The organism is Ectopseudomonas oleovorans, assembly GCF_003052605.1.
Lineage (GTDB): Bacteria > Pseudomonadota > Gammaproteobacteria > Pseudomonadales > Pseudomonadaceae > Aquipseudomonas > Aquipseudomonas oleovorans_A.
In genome coordinates, this window is the sequence record NZ_QASO01000037.1 from 66,902 (window position 1) to 87,818 (window position 20,917).

Consider the following 20,917-nt stretch of genomic DNA (forward strand, 5'->3'; position numbering starts at 1 on the left):
GCGAAAATGCCGGCTCGATCGCACCACGAGGCAAATACCTGGCGTACCGATCGAGTCTGCCGTAAGCCTCTTTCGAACCAGAGGCACGCTGCATTCTTGCACTGCACAAACATCACTATCAAGATTTTTTTGTGCAATGCACAAAAAAATCTTTGCAGCACTTTCTCCATTGGCTATAAGAAGAGGCCTGCACCCATCGCTTGAGTCGAGTCATGCGGTGCTCCGAGCCGAACAGCCAATAATGGGAGCGAAGTCATGGTTTCGAAGACTTATCTTGCAATGCACGAAGACCGCTTTTCATCTTTCCAGGGCCTGCTCGACCATCTTGGTCAGTTGCAGCGGCTGCAGCTGGATATCGTTCTCGAGGCATTGGGCCAGCGACAGAAGAAGGTACTCGCACCCATCCTCGCCGGTCGCCTGCAACAACCGAGCGCCGAGCAGTGCTGGGAGTACCTGGCGGACCTGAGTCAGCGCACCCTGCTGTACTGGGACACGCTACGCCAGCGCGGCGACAACACCCTGGCCCACGAGCGCGCCGGTTACCCGCTGGTCCTGAAGTTCGCCTACGAGGTACTGATCGACGGACGCGACCTGCCCCATCCGGTCAACTATTCCCTGCTGCGCATTCTCCCGCCGGAGGACCTGCCGGTAGACGAACAGCGCCGTCCGGTGATCGTCATCGACCCACGTGGTGGCCACGGCGCCGGCATCGGTGGGTTCAAGCAGGATTCGGAAATCGGCGAGAGCCTGCGCGCCGGCCACCCGACCTACTTCATCGCCTTCAGTCACTCGCCCGAAGCGGGACAGACCCTGCTCGACATCGCCGAGGCCGAGGCGCGCTTCATCGAACACGTCAGCGACCACCATCCCGATGCCGACAAGCCGGTGGTGATCGGCAACTGCCAGGCCGGCTGGGCGCTGATGGGGCTGGCGGCAGCACGGCCGGAACTGCCCGGACTGGTGATCATCAACGGGGCGCCGCTGTCCTACTGGGCCGGCGTCAACGGTCGCAACCCGATGCGCTACGCCGGCGGCCTGCTCGGTGGCGCCTGGATGACCCGGTTCGGAAGCGACCTCGGCAACGGCCGCTTCGACGGCACCTGGCTGGTGAGCAATTTCGAGAGCCTCAACCCGGCCAACGCACTCTGGACCAAGTACTACAACCTGTTCAGCAAGGTCGACAGCGAAGCCCCGCGCTTCCTCGAGTTCGAGCGCTGGTGGGGCAGCCCCACGCTGCTCAACAGCGAGGAGATCGAAACCATCGTCGACGACCTGTTCATCGGCAACCGGCTGGCCAGCGGTCTGTCGCGTCGCAGCACGGGCATCGACCTGCGCCGCATCGAGGCGCCAGTGGTGGTCTTCTGCTCCTACGGCGACAACATCACCCCGCCGCAGCAGGCACTCAACTGGATCGCCGACGTCTATCCCAGCGACCTCGCCCTGCGCAGTGCTGGCCGTACCATCGTCTACCTGCGCCATGCCAGCATCGGCCATCTCGGTATCTTCGTTTCCGGGCAGGTCGCGCGCCGCGAACACCGCCAGTTGCTGGGCGCGGTGGAAGCCATCGGCCTGCTGCCACCGGGCTTGTTCGAGTTGGTCATCGACGACCTTCCCGGCGCGTCACCGAACGCGCCGGCGGAGTACGCCGTGCACTTCGAGTCACGCAAGATCGCCGACATCCTCGCCGATGACCAGGATGGTCGCGACGATGAGCATGAATTCGCCCTGGTACAGCGTGCCTCGGAGCTCAACAGCACGCTCTACGACTGGCTGGTGCGGCCCTGGATGCGCCAGGTCGTCAACGAGCCCCTGGCCGATCTGTCGCGCCGCCTGCATCCATTCCACCAGCAGCAGATCGTTTGGAGCAGCCTGAATCCGGCACTCTGGTGGCTGCCGGGCACGGCCGAACGGGTTCGCGAGAACCGCCGCCCAGCGCCGTCGGACAATCCGCTGTTCACTTGGCAGGACTGGACCGCCAGTCTGGTCGAAGCGCAGTTGGATACCTACCGTGACATCCGCGACGCCATGCAGGAAATGGCCTTCCACGTCTTCTACGGTGGCCTCAGCACGCTGACCGGTGGAAAGCGGCCGGTGAACCTGGAGGATCGTGCGCCGTATTGGGACCAGGCGCTGGCCGCCCGCCTGGAGGACGCACTGCCGCGTGGCGGTAGCCTGGAAGGTCTGGCACGCATTCTGTCCCTGCTTGGCCAGGGTGGCGGAAAGATCGGCAAGGAGCGTATCGAACAGCTCGCCCGGCAGGGTCGGGCGCTGATCGAGCCGCACGACATCGACCCGCTGGCGCTGCGCGATACCGTCCGGCTTCAGGGCCTGCTGGTCTTCGCCCATCCGGAGGAAAGCCTGAAGACGCTGCCGCTGCTGATTCCCGTCGAAGAGCGCCAGCAGGTACTCGACGCCGTCGTCCAGCTGGTGCCGGAACTGAAAAGTGCCGACAATCCGGCCGCCGAGCTATGGCGGGAACTGCATCGCGTGCTGGAACACCCGCTCTCCGACTTCGCCCCGTTAACAGGCGCGCGGCAGACTCAGGAAGTCATTGCAGCTCCACAGGCCAATCCCGAACCGGAAGTCAACGCCGGTCAACCAGCCGCCAGCGACCAGCAAACCAACGCCGACCAGCAAACCGGTGTCGCCCAGGTCGCCACGATCGAGCCACCAGAGCTGGCCGCTGCGCAAAGCACGGCGCAGCAGGTCGCCCCGACGCCCCGCAGAACGCCGACCAAGCGCAAGGCCGCCACGCCCAGAACATCGTCGCCTTCCCAACCCATGCCAGCGGGCGACGCGGAAAAACCGAATACCGATACCGCAGCCGGTGCCTCCACTGAGAAGCCAAAGCGCAGCCAGCCAACGCGCAAAACGAAAAAAGGTGACGACATCCCATGAGCCAGGATCATTTTGCAGGATTGCTGCAGCATTGCGCTGGACTGCCCCCACAGCCCACCGCCGTGGTCCACCCTTGCGAGGCAGGCGCTCTGCAGGGCGCCCTGGAATCCGCCCGGTTGGGGCTTATAGCGCCGATCCTGGTCGGCCCGCGGGAGAAGATCGAAGCCGTCGCCACGGCCGCCGGCCTGGAACTCGGCGACCTGCCGCTGGAGGACGTGCCGCATAGCCACGCCGCAGCTGCACGGGGTGTCGCGCTGGTGCGCGAAGGTCGCGCCACGCTGCTGATGAAGGGCAGCCTGCACAGCGACGAACTGCTCCATGAGGTGCTTGCCAGGGAGGGCGGCCTGCGTACCGAGCGGCGCCTGAGCCACGTGTTCGCCATGAGTGTGCCCAGCTACCACAAGCCATTGTTCGTCACCGATGCTGCGGTGAACATCTTTCCCGGCCTGGACGACAAGGCCGATATCTGCCGCAACGCCATCGACCTGCTGCATGTCCTCGGCATCGCACGGCCCAAGGTCGCCCTGCTATCGGCCGTGGAGACCATCAACGCCAGGCTGCCCTCGACCCTGGAAGCCGCGGCGCTGGTGGTGATGTCGCTGCGCGGGCAGATCGAGGGCGCACTGCTCGACGGACCGCTGGCCTTCGACAATGCCATCAGCGCGGAGGCCGCGCGGATCAAGGGCATCGCCTCGGATGTCTCGGGCGATCCGGACATCCTCCTGGTTCCCGACCTGGAAGCAGGCAACATCCTGGCCAAGCAACTGATTTATCTGGCTGGAGCGGAGTCCGCCGGGCTGGTACTCGGAGCCCGGGTGCCCATCATCTTCACCAGCCGTTCCGACAGCATGCGCGCACGAGTCGCCAGTTGCGCCCTTGGCGCATTACTGGCCGAGGCCCGGCACTCCACTTGGGAAACACAGGTATGAATGCAACCGCAGGCGAACGCATCCTCACCGTCAACGCGGGCTCCTCGAGCGTACGCATCGGCCTGTTCTACGGTCAGCCGGGGCAGGCGGCACCGACACTGCTGGCGCGCGGCAAGCTGGACGGCATCGGCGTCCGTCCTCGGCTCACTGCGACGCTGGCCGATGGTACATGCCTGCTCGATCAGGATTTCCCGGTCGAACAGGTCGCCGACATGCCGGCTGCCTTCCACCTGGTGGAGCTGGCATTGAGCTTTGGTCTGCGCGGCGAGCGCCCGGCAGTGATCGGGCATCGGGTGGTACATGGTGGTGCGCGCTTCAGCGATCCGATACGAGTCGATCGCGAAGTGCTGGAACAGTTGCGCGGCTTCGAATCCCTGGCTCCACTGCACCAGCCCTACAACCTGGCGCCGATCCAGGCGCTTCTCGACGACAGCCCCGAACTGGTTCAGGTCGCCTGCTTCGACACAGCCTTCCATGCCGGACGCAGCGAAATCAGCCAGATGTTCGCCCTACCCTACCCACTGTACGAGCAGGGCATACGCCGCTATGGCTTCCACGGTCTGTCCTTCGAATACGTCAGCCTGCATCTTGCCGGGGTGGCGCCGGAGATCGCCGCTGGCAAAGTGGTGATAGCCCACCTGGGCAACGGCTCCAGCCTATGCGCCATGGAGGCAGGGCATAGCGTTGAGGTGACCACCAGTTTCAGCGCCCTGGACGGCCTGCCGATGGGGAGCCGCTGCGGCGCCCTGGACCCCGGTGTACTGCTTCACCTGCTGGCCCAGGGCGATGACGAGGACAGCCTGCAGGAGCTGCTGTATCACCGCTCGGGGCTGCTCGGCATCTCGGACGTCAGCAGCGACATGCTTATCCTGCGCGCCAGCCGGGAACCGCGGGCACGGCTGGCCATCGACCACTATGCCTACCGCATTGCTCAGGAAGTGGGTCGCATGGCCGCCAGCATCGGCGGGCTGGATGCCCTTGTGTTCACCGCCGGCATCGGCGAGAAGGATGCGGAACTGCGCGCCCAGATAGTGAAGCGTCTGGCTCCTCTGCTCGACCTCCGGCTGGACGACGAGGCCAACCGGCGTCATGCCGAGCGCATCTCCACCACCGACAGCGCCCGCCAGTTGCTGGTCATCCCCACCGACGAAGAAAGCATGCTGGCCCGGCATGCCTGGCGGCTGTATCAGGAGGGTTCGGCATGAGCCTTCTGCAAAATCTGTCCCTGCAAGGCAAGCGCGGCCTGGTGGTCGGCATCGCCAACCAGCACTCGATCGCCTGGGGCTGCGCCAAGGCGCTGCACGAACTGGGCGCGGAGCTGGCCATCACCTGGTTGAACGACAAGGCCAGGGTACATGTCGAGCCCCTGGCCAGTCAGGTCCAGGCCTCGCTGACCCAGGCCCTCGACGTGACCCGCCCCGGTGAGCTGGAGAGTATTTTCGAGAAGATCGCCCTGCGCTGGGGTCACTTGGATTTCGTCGTCCACTCCCTGGCAAGCGCCCCCAAGGAAGAAATCCGCGGGCGCCTGCTGGACAGCTCCAGCGACGGTTTCCTGCAGGCGATGGACATTTCCTGCCATTCCTTCATCCGCATGGCGCGCCTGGCCGAACCACTGATGGTCGACGGGGGCGCTCTGGTGACCATGAGCTACCTGGGCGCCCAGGAAGCCGTCGATGGCTATGCGCTGATGGGCCCGGTCAAAGCCGCGTTGGAATCCAGCGTGCGCTATCTCGCCAACGAACTGGGACCATGTGGCATTCGCGTTCACGCCATTTCCCCGGGGCCGATGCCGACCCGCGCCGCTTCCGGTCTGCGCGACTTCGACGATCTGCTGGAGGCATCCGTGCAGCGGGCACCGCTGCGCCGTCTGGTCACCCCGGAGGAGGTTGGCAGCCTGTGCGCCTGGCTCGTGTGCGACGCCAGCCGCGGGCAGACCGGCGGCGTCCATTTCGTCGATGGCGGCCTCAACATTCTCGGTTGATCACAAGGTTTTTACATGCAGGACAACAGTTTCCACATTCACGGACTGGTCAGTTTCACCCTGGCGATCATGCTGTTGTTCGTCGGCAAGAACCTGGTACAGCGCTACGAGCCGCTGCGCCGCTACAGCATTCCGGAGCCGGTACTCGGCGGCTTCCTCTGCGCAGCCGTCACCGCCACGCTGTTCTTCGCGCTGGACATCGAAGTGACCTTCGATCTGGAGGTGCGCGATATGCTGCTGCTCTATTTCTTCGCCGGCATCGGCCTGAAATCGGATATCCGCAACCTGGTCAAGGGCGGCCGTCCATTGCTCACCCTGTTGCTGCTAGCCAGCCTGTTCATCGTGCTGCAGAACCTGCTGGGCATGGGCGTAGCCAGCGGCTTCGGCCTGCCCGCGACGGCGGGTCTGATGCTGGGCTCGGTCTCGCTGACCGGCGGGGTCGGCACTACCCTGGCCTGGGCACCGCTATTCACCGAACGCCTGGGCATCGGCAATGCCATGGAGCTGGGTATCGCCAGTAACACCGTGGGCCTGATCGCCGCCTGCTGCATCGGCGGGCCGATCGCCAATTATCTGATACGCCGCCACGGCCTGACGCCTTCGCAGGACCCCGCGCTGGAAATCGGTGCTCCGACGAGTCCTGAGAGAGAACCGCCACTGCACTACTACGACGTCCTGTGGGCCTGGATGTGGCTGAACTTGACGCTGATGCTGGGCCATGGCCTCAATCTCCTGCTGCTCAACAGCGGCATCACCTTTCCCGCCTTCGTCAGCAGCCTGATGGCCGGGATCATCATCCGCAACCTGATGCTCGGCGCCATCGGCAACCAGCGGATCAAGCAGTGGAGCGGCGCCGGCCAGGGGCTGGCGCTGATCTCCGATATCTGCCTGGGGATGTTTCTGGTCATGGCGTTGATGGGGCTGCAGCTATGGCAACTGGGCGGTGTGCTGGTCTTCGTCCTCACCGTTCTGGCGCTGCAGGTACTGCTGACGATCCTCTATACCGCACTGCTGGTGTTCCGCTGCATGGGCCGCAACTACGAAGCCAGCGTGATCGCCTCCGGCTTCGGCGGAATCGCCCTGGGCTCCACCGCCACGGCCATCGTCAACATAACCGCGGTCACCCAGCGGTACGGCGCAGCGCACCAGGCGTTCATCATCGTCCCCCTGGTCTGCGGCTTCTTCATCGATATCGTCAACGCGCTGATCATTGGCTTCATGAGCGGAATCTGACCCCTGTATTCCTTCCCTGGGGAACGCTGCAGAGAGGTTCTCATCAACGGCCAGCTGCGTCCGGTAGCGACCAGGCGGCATGCCGAACCAGCGCAGGCTGGCCTTATGGAAGCTGCTGGGCTCCTTGAAGCCCAGCAACTCGGTGACCCTGGCCAGGCTGTAGGGACAGTTGCGCAGGTAATACTCGGCCAGTTGCCGGCGCACGTTGTCCAGTACCTCGGAGAACTGCACGCCCTCGCGCGCCAGGCCGCGCTGCAGGGTACGCTTGCCGATGCGCAAGCCCCTGGCCACGGATTCTATGTCGCAGACACCCACGCTCAGGCGCTCGATAAGCAGGCCATGCACACGGTCGCGGTAGGTGATACCGCGCAACTGGTCCAGCCGGTATTCGGCGAAACGACTGTGCAACAACGCCAGGGCTTCGTTGGCCGTGCTCAAGGGCATCAGCAGCGCCTGCTGGTCGAACAGAATGCTGGTGCGGCAGGAACCGAAACACAGGCGACAGTCGAACAGTCGCTGGTGCTCGGTGATGTCCGGGGGCCGCGGATAAGTGAACTCGATCTCTCTCAACCGCGGCAGGCTACCGCCGGTCAGCCAGCGGCAGAAACCCAGCATGCCGGCCATTGTCGCATCCTCGAACGCCCTTGGCCTGGCTCCCCCCACGTCGACATGCTCGACACCCCAGAAGCGCTGGCCACCCTCCTCCTGCAACAGCTCCACCGAGAAGCCGTCACCCAGCAGCGGAGCGAAGCGTACCAGGGACTCGAACGCCTGCTTCAGGTTGGGGCTGGACATCATCGTATAACCCACCAGTTGGAAAGCCCCTGGCAGAAAATACTGGTCGGCGCGCAGGCCTATGCCAGGATCGCCGGACACCTGCGTCGCCAGCTCCATCAACCGATAGACGTTCGCCCGGGGCACGAAGCCCTCCGGGTTTACCAGCTGTACCTCATCGAGCCCTACATCCCGGCACAAACGCTCGGCATCCAGTCCCACGCCCTTGAGCATGTTCATCATCTGACTGACGAAACCGACACTGATCCTGTACATCGTCCCTCCCCACAGCGAATTTGTGACAGAAGTCGAACGCTACACGCCCCGTCGCCCTTTGCCTATGAACATCCTGAAACCGTCTAAAAAAGGCACCCAGGGACAATTTGCAAGGTAATCCAGGACGTTTACCGGGGTGGGTGAGCAAATCAGAATCCTTCTCAGCGACTCAATCCATACTGTTTGTGAGGGAATTCCATGATCGGCTCACCCCGTATCGCACTGGTCACCGGAGGGATGGGTGGCATCGGCACTGCGATCAGTCAACGCCTGCACCGTGACGGCTTCACCGTGATAGTGGGCTGCAATCCAGCGTCCAGCCGCAAGAACGACTGGATCGGCAAGCAACTGGAGGCCGGCTACCACTTCCACTGCGTTGATTGCGACATCGGCGACTGGGACAGCACACACAAGAGTTTCGAGCTGGTACAGGAGAATGTCGGCCCGGTCGACGTGCTGGTGAACAACGCCGGCATCACCCGTGACGCCACCTTCCGCAAGCTGACCCTGGAAAGCTGGCGCGCGGTGATCGACACCAACCTCAATGGCCTGTTCAACACCACCAAGCAGGTCATCGAGGGCATGCTGGAGCGTCGCTGGGGACGGATCATCAACATCTCCTCGATCAACGGCCAGCGCGGCCAGTTCGGCCAGACCAACTATTCGGCGGCCAAGGCCGGCATCCACGGTTTCAGCATGGCCCTGGCCCGGGAGGTGAGCGGCAAGGGCGTGACCGTCAACACCGTCTCCCCCGGCTACATCGAGACCGACATGACCGCCGCCATCCGTCCCGACATCCTCGACGGCATGATCGCCGGCATCCCCGTCGGCCGCCTTGGCCATCCCGAGGAAATCGCCTCCATCGTGGCCTGGCTGGCCTCCGAGGAATCCGCCTACGCCACCGGTGCCGATTTCTCGGTGAACGGCGGCATGAACATGCAATGACAGGCAGGGAGCAAGGGATGGACGCGAACAAGGTCGTCATCGTCGCCGCTACACGCACTGCCATCGGTGGTTTCCAGGGGTCGCTGGCGAACATCCCCGCCCCACGGCTGGGCGCCGCCGTCATCGGAGGCCTGCTCGAACGGAGCGGCCTGGATGGCGCAGTCGTGGACGAGGTGATCCTCGGACAGGTGCTTGCCGCGGGCGTCGGGCAGAACCCGGCGCGCCAGGCCGCGATCGGCGCGGGCCTGCCGGTCACGGTACCGGCGCTGACCCTGGACAAGGTCTGCGGCTCCGGCCTCAAGGCCGTGCATCTGGCCAGCCAGGCGATCCGCTGCGGCGACGCAGAGGTGGTCATCGCCGGCGGCCAGGAAAACATGAGCCTCTCCCCCTACCTGCTGCCCGGCGCGCGCAGCGGCCTGCGCATGGGACATGCGCAGGTGCTCGACAGCATGATCCACGATGGCCTGTGGGACGCCTTCAACGACTGCCACATGGGCATCACCGCCGAGAACCTCGCGGAGAAGTACGGCCTGAGCCGCGAGGCGCAGGATGCCTATGCCGCTGAATCGCAACGCAAGGCGGTTGCCGCCGTGGAGGCTGGACGCTTCAAGGATGAGATAACCCCGGTCGCGATTCCCCAGCGCAAGGGTGAGGCGATCATCTTCGACAGCGACGAGCAACCACGCCCCGACACCACCAACGAGTCCCTGGCCAGGCTCCGGCCGGTATTCAAGAAGGACGGAACGGTGACCGCGGCCAACGCCGCCACGCTCAACGACGGCGCCGCCGCCGTGCTGCTGATGAGCGAGCGCAAGGCCCGGTCTCTCGGCCTGCCGGTACTGGCGCGCATCGCTGGCTACGCCAGCGCCGGGGTGGACCCGGCCATCATGGGTATCGGCCCGGTGCCCGCTACCCGGCGTTGCCTGGACAAGGCCGGCTGGACGCTGGCCGATCTCGACCTGATCGAAGCCAACGAGGCATTCGCCGTGCAGGCCTTGGCCGTCGCCACTGAACTGGGCTGGGACCTGACGAAAGTCAACGTCAACGGTGGCGCCATCGCCGTCGGTCATCCGATCGGCGCCTCCGGCTGCCGGGTACTGGTGACGCTGCTGCACGAAATGATCCGCCGCGACGCGAAGAAAGGGTTGGCCACCCTGTGCATTGGCGGAGGCCTGGGCGTGGCGCTGGCCATCGAGCGCTGAACCGGGAAACGGCACAACGCCCGCGAGCGCACTCCCCGGCCCGAACGCATGGCGCAAGGACAGGGCTTCATTCTTTTCACTCGATCACAGGACACCCGGCAGTCCATGGACAGCAATACGCATACCTTCAATAGCTACTGGTCGGGCCAGACGCCATTCGCCGCCAGCCTGGTCCTGCAGCAACTGCGCCTGTGGATGGCGCAGAGCCCCTGGTTCGCCGACTACGACCAGAGCAGCTGGTTCGAGGTGCCGCCCGAGCAGATCGAACGCCTTCAGCTCGACTATCAACAGGAATGGTTCGCTCTGGGCAAGCAACTACTGGCCCAGCAGCCGTTCGATTTCAGCGACCGGCGTTTCGCCAGCACCAACTGGCACGAACCGCTATTCGGCTCGATGGCCGCCTTCTACCTGCTCAACTCCAGCTATATGCTCAAGCTGGCGGCCCTGTTGCCCATCGACCTGGAAAAGCCACGCAAACGGCTGAACTACTTGGTCGAACAAGCCATCGCCGCCTGTGCGCCGAGTAACTTCCTGCCGAGCAACCCCGACGCCCTGCAGCAACTGGCGGAAACCGGCGGCGCCAGCCTGTTCACCGGCGCCCTCCATCTGCTCGACGATCTGCGGGAAGGCAAGTTGCGCCAGTGCGACGCCGGCGACTTCGAGGTGGGTGTCGATCTGGCCGTCACGCCTGGCGAGGTGGTATTCGAGAACGACATCTTCCAGTTGATCCAGTACCGCCCACTGAGCGAGACCCAGTTCCGGACGCCCCTTTTCATCGTCCCGCCGGCGATCAACAAGTACTACATCCTCGACCTGCGCCCAGAGAACTCCGTGGTGCGCCACCTGCTGGAAGCAGGCCACCCGGTGTTCCTGATGTCCTGGCGCAACTTCGGCCAGGAACAATCCAGCCTGAGAATGGACGACCTGATCCAGGATGGCGTTATCGCCGCGCTGCGGGTGGTCCGTGCGATCACCGGCGAACGACGGCTCAATTGCGTGGGCTTCTGCATCGGCGGGACCCTGCTGGTCAGCGCCCTGGCGGTACTCGCCGCCCGCGGCGACCGGGACGTCGCCAGCCTGAGCCTGCTGGCGACCTTTCTCGACTACCTGGATACCGGCCAGATCGACGTGTTCATCGACGAGCAGATGGTCGCCTACCGCGAGCGCACCATCGGCGGCCGGGGAGGCCCCACCGGGCTGTTTCGTGGCGAGGACATGGGCAACACCTTTTCCCTGCTGCGCCCCAACGAGCTGTGGTGGAACTACCACGTCGACAAGTACCTCAAGGGCCAGAAGCCGTCCGCGCTGGACCTGCTGTTCTGGAACAACGACAGCACCAACCTGCCCGGCCCCATGTACTGCTGGTACCTGCGCCACACCTACCTGCAGAACGACCTGAAATCCGGCGAGCTGGAGCTTTGCGGCGTCAAGCTGGATCTACGAAGCGTCGCGGCACCCGCCTACATCCTCGGCACCCAGGACGACCACATCGTGCCCTGGCGCAGCGCCTACGCCAGCGCCGCCCTGCTGAGCGGCCCCTGCCGCTTCGTCCTCGGCGCCTCCGGTCACATCGCCGGAGTGATCAACCCGCCGGCCAGGGGCAAACGCCATTACTGGAGCCACGAGCAGACACCCCAGGAGGCGGATCAGTGGTTCGCCCAGGCAGAACAACACGCCGGCAGTTGGTGGAACGATTGGTTCGCCTGGCTGGCGGCTCGTGCTGGAGAGCGCCAGCCAGCGCCGGCGGCACCCGGCAGTGCCGAATACCCCCCTCTGGAACCGGCGCCGGGACGTTACGTTCGCGGCCAAGGGTAGCGCCCTCGACACGCTTGTGACCCGGCGCCAGCCGCCTGTATGCACTCAGACCAACCGGTGGAAACACTCGCATGATCGGAATCAAAGGTATCGCCAGCTATATCCCCGCAGGGCGGATCGACAACCTCGTCCAGGCTGCTCTCTTCGAGCGGGACGAAGCCTTCGTCATGGCCAAGATCGGCACGGGCACGCTTGCCCTGAAGGACGCAGCCGAGGAGACATCGGACCTCTGCGTAGCCGCCGTGCGCAACCTGTTGGCGAAGAGTCCCGCCCTGCGGCTGGATGCCATCGAAGCGCTGGTGGTGGTCACGCAGAACGGGGACGCTGAAGGGTTGCCCCATACCTCGGCCATCGCCCAGCACAAGCTCGGTCTTCCCAGGCATACCGCCTGCCTCGATGTATCCCTGGGATGCTCGGGTTTCGTCTATGGCCTCTACGTGCTCAAGGGTCTCATGGAGGCGGCGAACCTGAAGAACGGTGTACTGGTCACCGCCGACCCCTACTCGAAAATCGTCGATCGCAGCGACCGTCCCACTGCCCTGCTGTTCGGCGATGCGGCCACGGCGACCTGGATCGGCGAGGACCCGATCTGGAAGCTGGGTCCGGTTCGGTTCGGCACCGATGGCGGCGGCGCCGAACACCTGGTGCGCAAGAAAGGCCTGTTTCGCATGAACGGCCGTGCGGTGCTCGATTTCGCCGGCACACGCGTCGTTCCGCAGATCGAAGAAGTGCTGCAACTGGCAGGCCTGACGCTGGATACGGTGGACGCCATTCTCCTGCACCAGGGCAGCGCAACCATTATCGACCTGCTCGTCCGCAACCTGGGCGAGAACGGCGGCAAGGCCATCAAGGATCTGTGCGGGGTGGGCAATACGGTTTCGTCCACCATCCCTCTTCTGCTGGAACGCTACGCCGACGCTCCGAACTGGAGAAACCTGGTCATCAGCGGCTTCGGCGTGGGCCTGTCCTGGGGATCCGCGGTGCTGGTGCGCAACACATGCCCTGCGGCATCGAATGAAGAGGGGAGAAAGTGACGAGCATGGACGTGAAAACGAAAAAGAAACTGGCCAGGATTTTCATCGCGGCCGTGATTCTGGCCGGCGCGGCCGTTGTGGCCTGGCTGGAGTTACGCCCGAACGGGCTGGGTGACGGTTTTGCCAGTGGCAATGGGCGCATCGAGGCGACCGAGGTGGACGTCGCCGCCAAGCTGGCCGGCCGTCTCGCCGAGGTGCTGGTGGACGAGGGAGACTTCGTCGAGGTCGGCCAGGTGCTGGCGCGCATGGACACTCAGGTGCTGGAAGCGCAAGTGAGCCAGGCCCGGGCACAGATGCGCCAGGCGGAAAACGCCATCCGCACCGCCAATGCCCAGGTCGCCCTGCGCATGAGCGAGAAAACCACCGCCGAGGCGGTGGTCAGCCAGCGCCAGGCCGAGCTGACCGCCGCGCGCAAGCGCCACGACCGCACGGCGGTACTGGTCAAGCGCAACGCCCTGCCGCAGCAACAGTTGGACGACGACCTCGCTGGCCTGCAGAGTGCCCAGGCCTCCCTGGCGGCCGCCCGCGCCCAGGTCCTCTCGGCCCAGGCCGGTATCGAGGCGGCCGAATCGCAGGTCATCGAGGCGCACTCGGCGCTGGAGGCGGCCCAGGCCAGCGTCGAGCGGCTGCAGGCGGACATCGACGACAGCCTGCTCAAGGCCCCGCGCACCGGCCGCGTGCAGTACCGCATCAGCCAGCCCGGCGAAGTGCTCGGCGCTGGCGGCAAGGTACTCAACCTGGTCGATCTGAACGACGTCTACATGACCCTGTTCCTGCCCACCGAACAGGCCGGCCGGGTGGCCCTGGGCACCGAGACGCGCCTGGTACTCGACGCCATCCCGGGCTACGTCATTCCCGCCCGGGTCTCCTACGTCGCCAGCGTCGCTCAATTCACGCCGAAGACCGTGGAAACCGCCAGCGAACGCGAGAAACTGATGTTCCGGATCAAGGCGCGCATCGATCCCGAGCTACTGCGTAGCCATCTGGAGCAGGTCAAGACCGGCGTGCCGGGCATGGCCTACCTGAAGCTGGATGCCACGGCCGAATGGCCTGAACACCTGCATAACCGGATTTCCCGATGACGCTCGTAGCCCGCCTCGCCGGCGTGAACCTGCGCTACAAGGAAACCCGGGCTCTGGAGGGTGTCGACCTGGAGATTCCCGCCGGGCGCATGATCGGCCTGATCGGCCCGGACGGTGTCGGCAAGTCGAGCCTGCTGGCGCTGGTGTCCGGCGCCCGGCGCATCCAGGAAGGCACGGTCGAGGCGCTCGGCGGCGACATGGCCTCGCGCCAGCACCGCCGCGCGGTCTGCCCGCGCATCGCCTACATGCCCCAGGGCCTGGGCAAGAACCTCTACCCGACGCTGACGGTGTTCGAAAACCTCGACTTCTTCGGCCGCCTGTTCGGCCAGGACGCCGAGGAGCGCAAGGCACGGATCGCCGAGCTGACCCACAGCACCGGCCTGGCGCCGTTCACCGAGCGTCCTGCGGGCAAGCTGTCCGGCGGCATGAAACAGAAGCTCGGGCTGTGCTGCGCGCTGATCCACGATCCCGACCTGCTGATCCTCGACGAGCCCACCACCGGGGTCGACCCGCTGGCGCGCAATCAGTTCTGGGACCTGATCGATCGCATTCGCCAGCGCCGCCCCGGCATGAGCGTGATCGTCGCCACCGCCTACATGGACGAAGCCCAGCGCTTCGACTGGCTGGTGGCCATGGACGACGGACAGGTGCTGGATACCGGCACACCGGCCGAACTGCTCGAACGCACCGCCAGCGACAACCTCGAAGCGGCCTTCATCGCCCTGCTCCCGGAGGAAAAGCGCCGCGGCCACCACGCCCTGGTGATTCCGCCGCGTCCGGCCAGCGAAGGCGAAGCGGCCATCGCCATCGAGGCCCACGGTCTGACCTGCCGCTTCGGCGACTTCGTCGCCGTCGACCACGTGGACTTCCGCATCGAGCGCGGGGAGATCTTCGGCTTCCTCGGCTCCAACGGCTGCGGCAAGTCCACCACCATGAAGATGCTCACCGGGCTGCTGCCGGCCACCGAGGGTACCTGTGCGCTATTCGGCCAGCCGGTCGACACCCGCGACATCGATACCCGCCGGCGGGTCGGCTACATGTCCCAGGCCTTCTCGCTGTACAGCGAACTGAGCGTGCGCCAGAACCTCGACCTGCATGCCCGGCTGTTTCACATCCCGCTCGAACGGCGCGACGCGCGAATCGAGGAAATGCTCGATGAGTTCGACCTGCACGGCGTCGCCGAACAGTTGCCCGGCGATCTGCCTCTGGGCGTACGCCAGCGCCTGTCGCTGGCGGTGGCGGTGATCCATTCCCCGGAGATCCTGATCCTCGACGAACCCACCTCGGGGGTCGACCCAATAGCCCGCGACGGCTTCTGGAAACTGCTGATCAAGTTGTCGCGCGAGGATGGCGTGACCATCTTCATTTCCACCCACTTCATGAACGAGGCGCTACGCTGCGACCGCATGTCGATGATGCACGCCGGCCGCGTGCTGGACAGCGACACGCCACGGGGGCTGATGGCCAAGCGCGGCCTGGACAGTCTGGAAGAAACCTTCATCGCCTACCTGAAGGACGTCGTGGAAGACGACGCCGGGACCGGGGAGGCGCCTGCCGTCAGCGAGTTCGGCCACGGCGCGGACCTGAAATCGCGCTTCAGCCTGCGCCGTCTGTACAGCTATGCCCAGCGCGAGTCGATGGAAATCCGTCGCGACCCGATCCGCGCCACCCTGGCCCTGCTCGGCACCGTGCTGCTGATGTTCATCATGGGGTACGGCATCAGCCTGGACGTCGAGGACCTGACCTATGCGGTGCTCGACCGCGACCAGACCACCACCAGCCAGGCCTACGCGCTGAATATCGCCGGCTCGCGCTATTTCGTCGAGAAGCCTCCGTTGCATAGCTACGAGGAGCTCGACCGACGTATGCGCAGTGGCGACATCAGCCTGGCGGTGGAAATCCCCCCGAACTTCGGCCGCGACCTCAAGCGCGGCGCCAGCCCGCAGGTCGGCTTCTGGATCGACGGTGCCATGCCGACTCGTTCCGACACCATCAACGGCTACGTCAAGGGCATCCACCAGGGCTACCTGGAAGACCTGCTGCGCCTTACCGGCCAGCAGGTCTCCGGCGAGCGGGCCGAGGTTGCCCTGCGCTACCGCTACAACCCCGACGTGCAGAGCCTGCCGGCCATGGCGCCGGCGATGATCCCGCTGCTGCTGATGATGATCCCGGCGATGCTCACCGCCCTCGGCGTGGTGCGCGAGAAGGAGCTGGGCTCGATCACCAACTTCTACGTCACTCCGGTCACCCGCCTGGAATTCCTGCTCGGCAAGCAGTTGCCCTACGTGGCCCTGGGCATGATCAACTTCTTCCTGCTGGTGGCGCTGGCGGTCTTCGTGTTCGATGTTCCGGTCAAGGGCAGCCTGCCGACCCTGACCCTCGGCGCCCTGCTCTACGTATTCTGCGCCACCGGCCTGGGCCTGCTGATGTCGTCGATACTCAACAGCCAGATCGCCGCGATCTTCGGCACAGCCATCGCCACGCTGCTGCCCGCCGCGCAGTTCTCCGGGCTGATCCACCCGGTCTCGGCCATGGAGGGCGCGGGCGCCTTCATTGGCCAGGTCTACCCGACCAGCCATTTCCTGATCATCAGCCGCGGCGTGTTCTCGAAAAACCTGGGGCTGGACGAGCTCTACCAATATTTCATCCCCCTGCTGCTGACCATCCCCGTGCTCCTGGCGCTCTGCGTCGCGGGCCTGAAGAAGCAGGAGAAATGACATGCGCGGCCTGAGCAACATTCTGCAACTGGGCATCAAGGAACTGCGCAGCCTGTACCGCGATCCGGCGCTGCTGCTGTTGATCGTCTACGCCTTCACCCTCGGCATCTACTCCAGCGCCACCGGCGTGCCGGAAGCGCCGTACCGTGCCACCATCGGCGTCATCGACGAAGACCGCTCGCAAGCCTCCAACCGCATCGTTTCGGCCTTCCAGATGCCCTACTTCCTGCCTCCCAGGCACATCGACCTGGACGAGATGGATCGGGGTATGGACGCCGGGCTCTACACCTTCACCCTGAACATCCCGCCGGACTTCCAGCAGGAACTGCTGGCCGGCCGCACGCCGGTGATCCAGCTCAACGTCGACGCCACTGCGATCACCCAGGCGTTCACCGGCGCCGGACACATCCAGCAGATCATCGCCGACGAAGTCAGCGAATTCGTCGCGCGCTACCGAGGCGGGCAGGCGCAACCGGTCGAGGCCGTGGTGCACATGAAATACAACCCCAACCTGGTGCGCTCCTGGTTCGGCGCGGTGAACGAGGTGATCAACCAGATCACCATGCTCTCGATCATCCTCACCGGTGCGGCGCTCATTCGCGAGCGCGAGCACGGCACCATCGAGCACCTGCTGGTGATGCCCATCACGCCGTTCGAGATCATGGCGGCCAAGGTCTGGTCGATGGGGCTGGTGGTTCTCGCCGCCTCGGCCATCGCCCTGCGCTTCGTCGTCGAAGGCTGGCTGGAGGTCCCCATCCACGGCTCCATCGGCCTGTTCCTGCTGGGCGCGGCGCTGCACCTGTTCGCCACCACCTCGATGGGCATCTTCTTCGGCACCGTGGCCCGTTCGATGCCGCAACTGGGCCTGCTGAGCATCCTGGTGCTGATGCCGCTGCAGATTCTCTCCGGCGGCATGACGCCTCGCGAGAGCATGCCCGAGGCGGTGCAGCACATCATGCTGGTCGCCCCCACCACGCATTTCGTCGAGCTGGCCCAGGCCATCCTGTTCCGCAGTGCCGGCATCACGGTGGTCTGGCCGCAGTTACTGGCGCTGGCGGCAATCGGTACGGCTTTCTTCCTTGGCGCGTTGTCCCGGCTGCGCAAGTCGCTTCGCTAGTGCAGAAACAACGGAGTGATCATCTTCAACCCTTGAAAGGACTTGACGTGCAATCGCAAAACACCCGATCCCGATTTCTTTTACCGGGCCTGACCCTGGCCGCCATCTCCGCCGGAGCGGCCTGGGCGGACAGCCCCGCTCCGCTCGCCAGCAAGACCGACCTGGTCAGCGTCTATCAGCAAGCCGTCAACAACAACGCCGATCTGGCCGCGGCCCGCGCGCAGTTCCGTGCCCGCCAGGAAGTCGTGCCCCAGGCGCGGGCGGGACTATTGCCCAACCTCAGCGCCGGCGCCGAACTGAGCGATACCGAGACCGACGTGGACACCAGCATCGGCTCGACCTCGCTGTCGCGCAGCGGCACCGCCTACCAGGCCACCCTGAGCCAGCCGATCTTCCGCGCCGACCGCTGGTTCCAGCTCAAGGCCGCCGAAGCCGTCGGCGAGCAGGCGGCGCTGGAATATTCGATCGCCGAGCAGGACCTGATCCTGCAGAGCGCCCAGGCCTACTTCGCGGTGCTGCGCGCGCAGGACAACCTGGCCGCGGTGAAGGCCGAGGAGGCCGCGTTCAAGCGCCAGCTGGACCAGGCCAACGAGCGCTTCGAAGTCGGCCTGTCCGACCGTACCGACGTGCTCGAAGCCCAGGCCGGCTTCGATACCGCACGCGCCAACCGCTCCATCGCCCAACGCCAGGTGGATGACGCCTTCCAGGCGCTGTTCACCCTGACCAACCGTGAATACATCGCCCTGGAAGGCATCCGCCACACCCTGCCGGTACTGGCGCCGACGCCGAACGATGCCAAGGCCTGGGTCGATACCGCCACGCAGCAGAACCTCAACCTGCTGGCGGTGAATCATGCGGTGACCGCGGCCGAGCAGACCCTGCGCCAGCGCCGTGCCGGCCATGCGCCGACCCTCGATGCAGTGGCGTCCTACCGCAAGGGTGACAACGACGCGCTGGGCTTTACCAACACCGGCACGGATGAAGTCTTTACGGGTTACCCACGCTATACCGGCGACGTCGAGCAGCGCAGCATCGGCCTGCAGCTGAACATTCCGCTCTACAGCGGCGGCCTGACCAGCTCGCAGAGCCGCGAGGCCTATCACCAGCTCAGCCAGAGCGAACAGCAACGCGAAAGCCTGCGCCGGCAGGTGGTCGAGGCCACCCGCAATCTGCATCGGGCGGTGAATACCGATATCGAACAGGTACAGGCGCGCCGGCAGTCGATCATTTCCAACCAGAGCGCCCTGGAAGCCACGGAGATCGGCTACCAGGTCGGCACCCGCAACATCGTCGACGTGCTCGACACCCAGCGCCGCCTGTACGCGGCCGTACGCGACTACAACGACGCGCGCTACGACTACATCCTCGACAACCTGCGCCTGAAACAGGCCGCCGGCACGCTCAACCCGGGCGACTTGCAGGAGCTGGCCACCTACCTGAAGCCCGACTACGACCCGGATCGAGACTTCCTGCCTCCGGATATCCAGTTGCAGCGAAACGCTACCCCCTCCCTGTAAAGCCTGCACTCAATGGAGCACAGACATGAAAAAGCCTCTCCTCACCACCACATTCCTGGCTCTCGGCCTACTGGCCGGCTGCTCGACGCCATCGGTGATCGTGCTCAACGACGGCCGTGAAATCCAGACCCTGGATACTCCCGAATACGACGCCAAGAGCGGTTTCTACGAGTTCAAGCAACCGGACGGCAAGCTCCAGCGCCTCAACAAGGATCAGGTTCGGACCATCAAGGAGCTGTAACCTTGCCAGGTCTCGATGGCGGGACGGCAAGCACGCCTGACACCGCCATCGAGATGGCATGATCTTGGCCTTCGGCTGATCGATGCCCGCACTTCGGGACCCATCCATGCATTCAGATTGTCCCCCCAGCATTCCTAGAGAACCTTCGTGCCCCGCTCCTTTTTATCCGCATCACGCTTCTGGCTATTCATCTTCTCGGCGCTCTGCCTATCCGGCTGCGCCGGGGTCAAGGTCAACGCCATCAAGAATGACGACTACCTGGCGCTGCGCCGTGGCGACGTGCTCACTACCGGCAACCTCAGCGCATCCTGGGTAGGGCTGCTCCCGTAAGCTGCTCTCGCACGACTCTGGCAGCTTGTGCGCGGATAGCTGTTACCTCCATGAAGTCCATGCCCTCACTCTGCAGTTGAGTAAGCCAGTCATTTAGATAGGCAGAATGGTCCGGGACGGTCTCAAGCGCACCGAGCGCAGACATAAACTCCTGCCGCGAGAACCCACGCTGCCTCACAAGGTCATCGAAAGATGAGCACGTATCGGTGTGTCGGCCCAGAGGTGAAATCTTCATGACAAGAGACTCCACGAAGGATGCTGCCTGACCTGCATGAGGCGGGCTGCGCTCTGTTAAAAGCTCTAGAGCCGACTTGATGACATGGCTACTGGGTTCATCGGGGTGGATGGCGACCCTCTTAAGCTTGATCTTCGTTAGGTCGGGAGCAGGTGTACGCAGCTTGATCTTGTAGTGCCCAGGCATATCCCTCAGCGCATCAGCCTGGACTTTTGGCGCCTCAAGACGCTCACGGAGCTTTTTCTTGGCCTGTTCGCGCACCGTATGACCGAGCTTCTTCCATTCCTTGAGCGCGGAAGGCAGGAATTCAAGCTTATAAGTCATCCAGACCCACCGGGATGCCCTTCTCTCCAGAGCGGGCTTTAACCACCTCCATCAGCTCCAGATCATCCAGGCGCTCCATCATCTCCTCGTACAGCTCTGCAGGCACAATGTAGCCCATCACGCGATTGTGGTTGAGAACCGCGACCGGCATACCCCCAGCGCCGGCCAGAATCCCGGATGGGTTTTTCTTCAGTTCAGAAACGCTGACGGCGACATCGGCCAACACACTTTGCATACTATGACTCCATTTAAGGTCTTTATTTTGGT

General features: G+C 64.6%; 16 protein-coding genes and 2 pseudogenes. 15 read left to right on the plus strand and 3 right to left on the minus strand.

Annotated elements, in window-relative coordinates:
• Nucleotides 1–255 precede the first annotated feature (255 nt).
• From DBO86_RS06845 to gltS, 5 genes are read left to right on the plus strand one after another with little or no spacing between them, the layout of a single operon-like run.
• Nucleotides 256–2,898, plus strand: coding sequence for a DUF3141 domain-containing protein (locus tag DBO86_RS06845; RefSeq protein ID WP_108233307.1), 2,643 nt, complete (start codon nt 256–258; stop codon nt 2,896–2,898).
• Nucleotides 2,895–3,827, plus strand: coding sequence for a phosphate acetyltransferase (locus DBO86_RS06850; RefSeq protein ID WP_108233308.1), 933 nt, complete (start codon nt 2,895–2,897; stop codon nt 3,825–3,827). The genes DBO86_RS06845 and DBO86_RS06850 overlap by 4 nt, the downstream gene beginning before the upstream one ends.
• Entirely contained in the window at nt 3,824–5,032 is a 1,209-nt protein-coding gene (locus tag DBO86_RS06855; RefSeq protein ID WP_102895206.1) for an acetate/propionate family kinase, read from the plus strand. The genes DBO86_RS06850 and DBO86_RS06855 overlap by 4 nt, the downstream gene beginning before the upstream one ends.
• Nucleotides 5,029–5,808 carry an enoyl-ACP reductase FabI gene (fabI, locus tag DBO86_RS06860; RefSeq protein WP_108233309.1) on the plus strand — a complete coding sequence of 260 codons (780 nt, stop codon included), beginning with the start codon at nt 5,029–5,031 and terminating at the stop codon, nt 5,806–5,808. The genes DBO86_RS06855 and fabI overlap by 4 nt, the downstream gene beginning before the upstream one ends.
• Before the next feature lie 15 nt (nt 5,809–5,823).
• Nucleotides 5,824–7,041, plus strand: coding sequence for a sodium/glutamate symporter (gene gltS / locus DBO86_RS06865; protein WP_108233310.1), 1,218 nt, complete (start codon nt 5,824–5,826; stop codon nt 7,039–7,041).
• Nucleotides 7,042–7,110: 69 nt separating this feature from the next.
• Here the strand turns inward: gltS and DBO86_RS06870 are convergent.
• Nucleotides 7,111–8,091 (minus strand): annotated as a pseudogene (locus DBO86_RS06870) (AraC family transcriptional regulator); the annotation flags it as partial.
• 198 nt (nt 8,092–8,289) lie between these two features.
• On the opposite strand from DBO86_RS06870, the gene phbB reads away from it, so the two are divergent.
• From phbB to DBO86_RS06920, 10 genes are all read left to right on the plus strand, one after another.
• Nucleotides 8,290–9,036, plus strand: a complete 747-nt coding sequence (phbB, locus tag DBO86_RS06875; RefSeq protein ID WP_108233311.1) for an acetoacetyl-CoA reductase — start codon at nt 8,290–8,292, stop codon at nt 9,034–9,036.
• Between the two features lie 17 nt (nt 9,037–9,053).
• Nucleotides 9,054–10,238 (plus strand): acetyl-CoA C-acetyltransferase, encoded by a 1,185-nt coding sequence (locus DBO86_RS06880; RefSeq protein WP_108233312.1) that lies wholly within the window; start codon nt 9,054–9,056, stop codon nt 10,236–10,238.
• A gap of 105 nt (nt 10,239–10,343) precedes the next feature.
• Nucleotides 10,344–12,053: a class I poly(R)-hydroxyalkanoic acid synthase gene (gene phaC, locus DBO86_RS06885; protein WP_108233313.1), complete on the plus strand. Its 1,710-nt coding sequence runs from the start codon at nt 10,344–10,346 to the stop codon at nt 12,051–12,053.
• 71 nt (nt 12,054–12,124) lie between these two features.
• Complete coding sequence (locus DBO86_RS06890) at nt 12,125–13,087, plus strand: ketoacyl-ACP synthase III (RefSeq protein WP_108233314.1); 963 nt, start codon at nt 12,125–12,127, stop codon at nt 13,085–13,087.
• 5 nt (nt 13,088–13,092) lie between these two features.
• On the plus strand, nt 13,093–14,169 hold the full coding sequence (locus DBO86_RS06895) for an HlyD family secretion protein (protein WP_180984458.1): 1,077 nt from the start codon (nt 13,093–13,095) through the stop codon (nt 14,167–14,169).
• On the plus strand, nt 14,166–16,886 hold the full coding sequence (gene rbbA / locus DBO86_RS06900) for a ribosome-associated ATPase/putative transporter RbbA (protein ID WP_108233315.1): 2,721 nt from the start codon (nt 14,166–14,168) through the stop codon (nt 16,884–16,886). The genes DBO86_RS06895 and rbbA overlap by 4 nt, the downstream gene beginning before the upstream one ends.
• A gap of 1 nt (nt 16,887) precedes the next feature.
• A complete protein-coding gene (locus tag DBO86_RS06905; protein WP_108233316.1) occupies nt 16,888–18,003 on the plus strand; it encodes an ABC transporter permease in 1,116 nt (371 codons plus the stop codon).
• A gap of 47 nt (nt 18,004–18,050) precedes the next feature.
• On the plus strand, nt 18,051–19,520 hold the full coding sequence (locus DBO86_RS06910) for a TolC family outer membrane protein (protein ID WP_167399106.1): 1,470 nt from the start codon (nt 18,051–18,053) through the stop codon (nt 19,518–19,520).
• 25 nt (nt 19,521–19,545) lie between these two features.
• Entirely contained in the window at nt 19,546–19,761 is a 216-nt protein-coding gene (locus DBO86_RS06915; RefSeq protein WP_108233317.1) for a YgdI/YgdR family lipoprotein, read from the plus strand.
• A gap of 147 nt (nt 19,762–19,908) precedes the next feature.
• Nucleotides 19,909–20,091 (plus strand): hypothetical protein, encoded by a 183-nt coding sequence (locus tag DBO86_RS06920; RefSeq protein ID WP_108233318.1) that lies wholly within the window; start codon nt 19,909–19,911, stop codon nt 20,089–20,091.
• A 388-nt stretch (nt 20,092–20,479) separates the two neighbouring features.
• On the opposite strand, the pseudogene DBO86_RS06925 reads toward DBO86_RS06920, so the two are convergent.
• Nucleotides 20,480–20,650 (minus strand): annotated as a pseudogene (locus DBO86_RS06925) (type II toxin-antitoxin system RelE family toxin); the annotation flags it as partial.
• Nucleotides 20,640–20,885: a type II toxin-antitoxin system prevent-host-death family antitoxin gene (locus DBO86_RS06930; RefSeq protein WP_108233319.1), complete on the minus strand. Its 246-nt coding sequence runs from the start codon at nt 20,883–20,885 to the stop codon at nt 20,640–20,642. The pseudogene DBO86_RS06925 and the gene DBO86_RS06930, both read right to left, overlap by 11 nt.
• Between the last annotated feature and the right edge of the window lie 32 nt (nt 20,886–20,917).

Bases quoted from the DNA above. Each gene is read 5' to 3' on its own strand.
- DBO86_RS06845 (WP_108233307.1), top strand. From the start codon at position 256: ATGGTTTCGAAGACTTATCTTGCAATGCACGAAGACCGCTTTTCATCT.
- DBO86_RS06850 (WP_108233308.1), top strand. From the start codon at position 2,895: ATGAGCCAGGATCATTTTGCAGGATTGCTGCAGCATTGCGCTGGACTG.
- DBO86_RS06855 (WP_102895206.1), top strand. From the start codon at position 3,824: ATGAATGCAACCGCAGGCGAACGCATCCTCACCGTCAACGCGGGCTCC.
- fabI (WP_108233309.1), top strand. From the start codon at position 5,029: ATGAGCCTTCTGCAAAATCTGTCCCTGCAAGGCAAGCGCGGCCTGGTG.
- gltS (WP_108233310.1), top strand. From the start codon at position 5,824: ATGCAGGACAACAGTTTCCACATTCACGGACTGGTCAGTTTCACCCTG.
- phbB (WP_108233311.1), top strand. From the start codon at position 8,290: ATGATCGGCTCACCCCGTATCGCACTGGTCACCGGAGGGATGGGTGGC.
- DBO86_RS06880 (WP_108233312.1), top strand. From the start codon at position 9,054: ATGGACGCGAACAAGGTCGTCATCGTCGCCGCTACACGCACTGCCATC.
- phaC (WP_108233313.1), top strand. From the start codon at position 10,344: ATGGACAGCAATACGCATACCTTCAATAGCTACTGGTCGGGCCAGACG.
- DBO86_RS06890 (WP_108233314.1), top strand. From the start codon at position 12,125: ATGATCGGAATCAAAGGTATCGCCAGCTATATCCCCGCAGGGCGGATC.
- DBO86_RS06895 (WP_180984458.1), top strand. From the start codon at position 13,093: ATGGACGTGAAAACGAAAAAGAAACTGGCCAGGATTTTCATCGCGGCC.
- rbbA (WP_108233315.1), top strand. From the start codon at position 14,166: ATGACGCTCGTAGCCCGCCTCGCCGGCGTGAACCTGCGCTACAAGGAA.
- DBO86_RS06905 (WP_108233316.1), top strand. From the start codon at position 16,888: ATGCGCGGCCTGAGCAACATTCTGCAACTGGGCATCAAGGAACTGCGC.
- DBO86_RS06915 (WP_108233317.1), top strand. From the start codon at position 19,546: ATGAAAAAGCCTCTCCTCACCACCACATTCCTGGCTCTCGGCCTACTG.
- DBO86_RS06930 (WP_108233319.1), bottom strand. From the start codon at position 20,885: ATGCAAAGTGTGTTGGCCGATGTCGCCGTCAGCGTTTCTGAACTGAAG.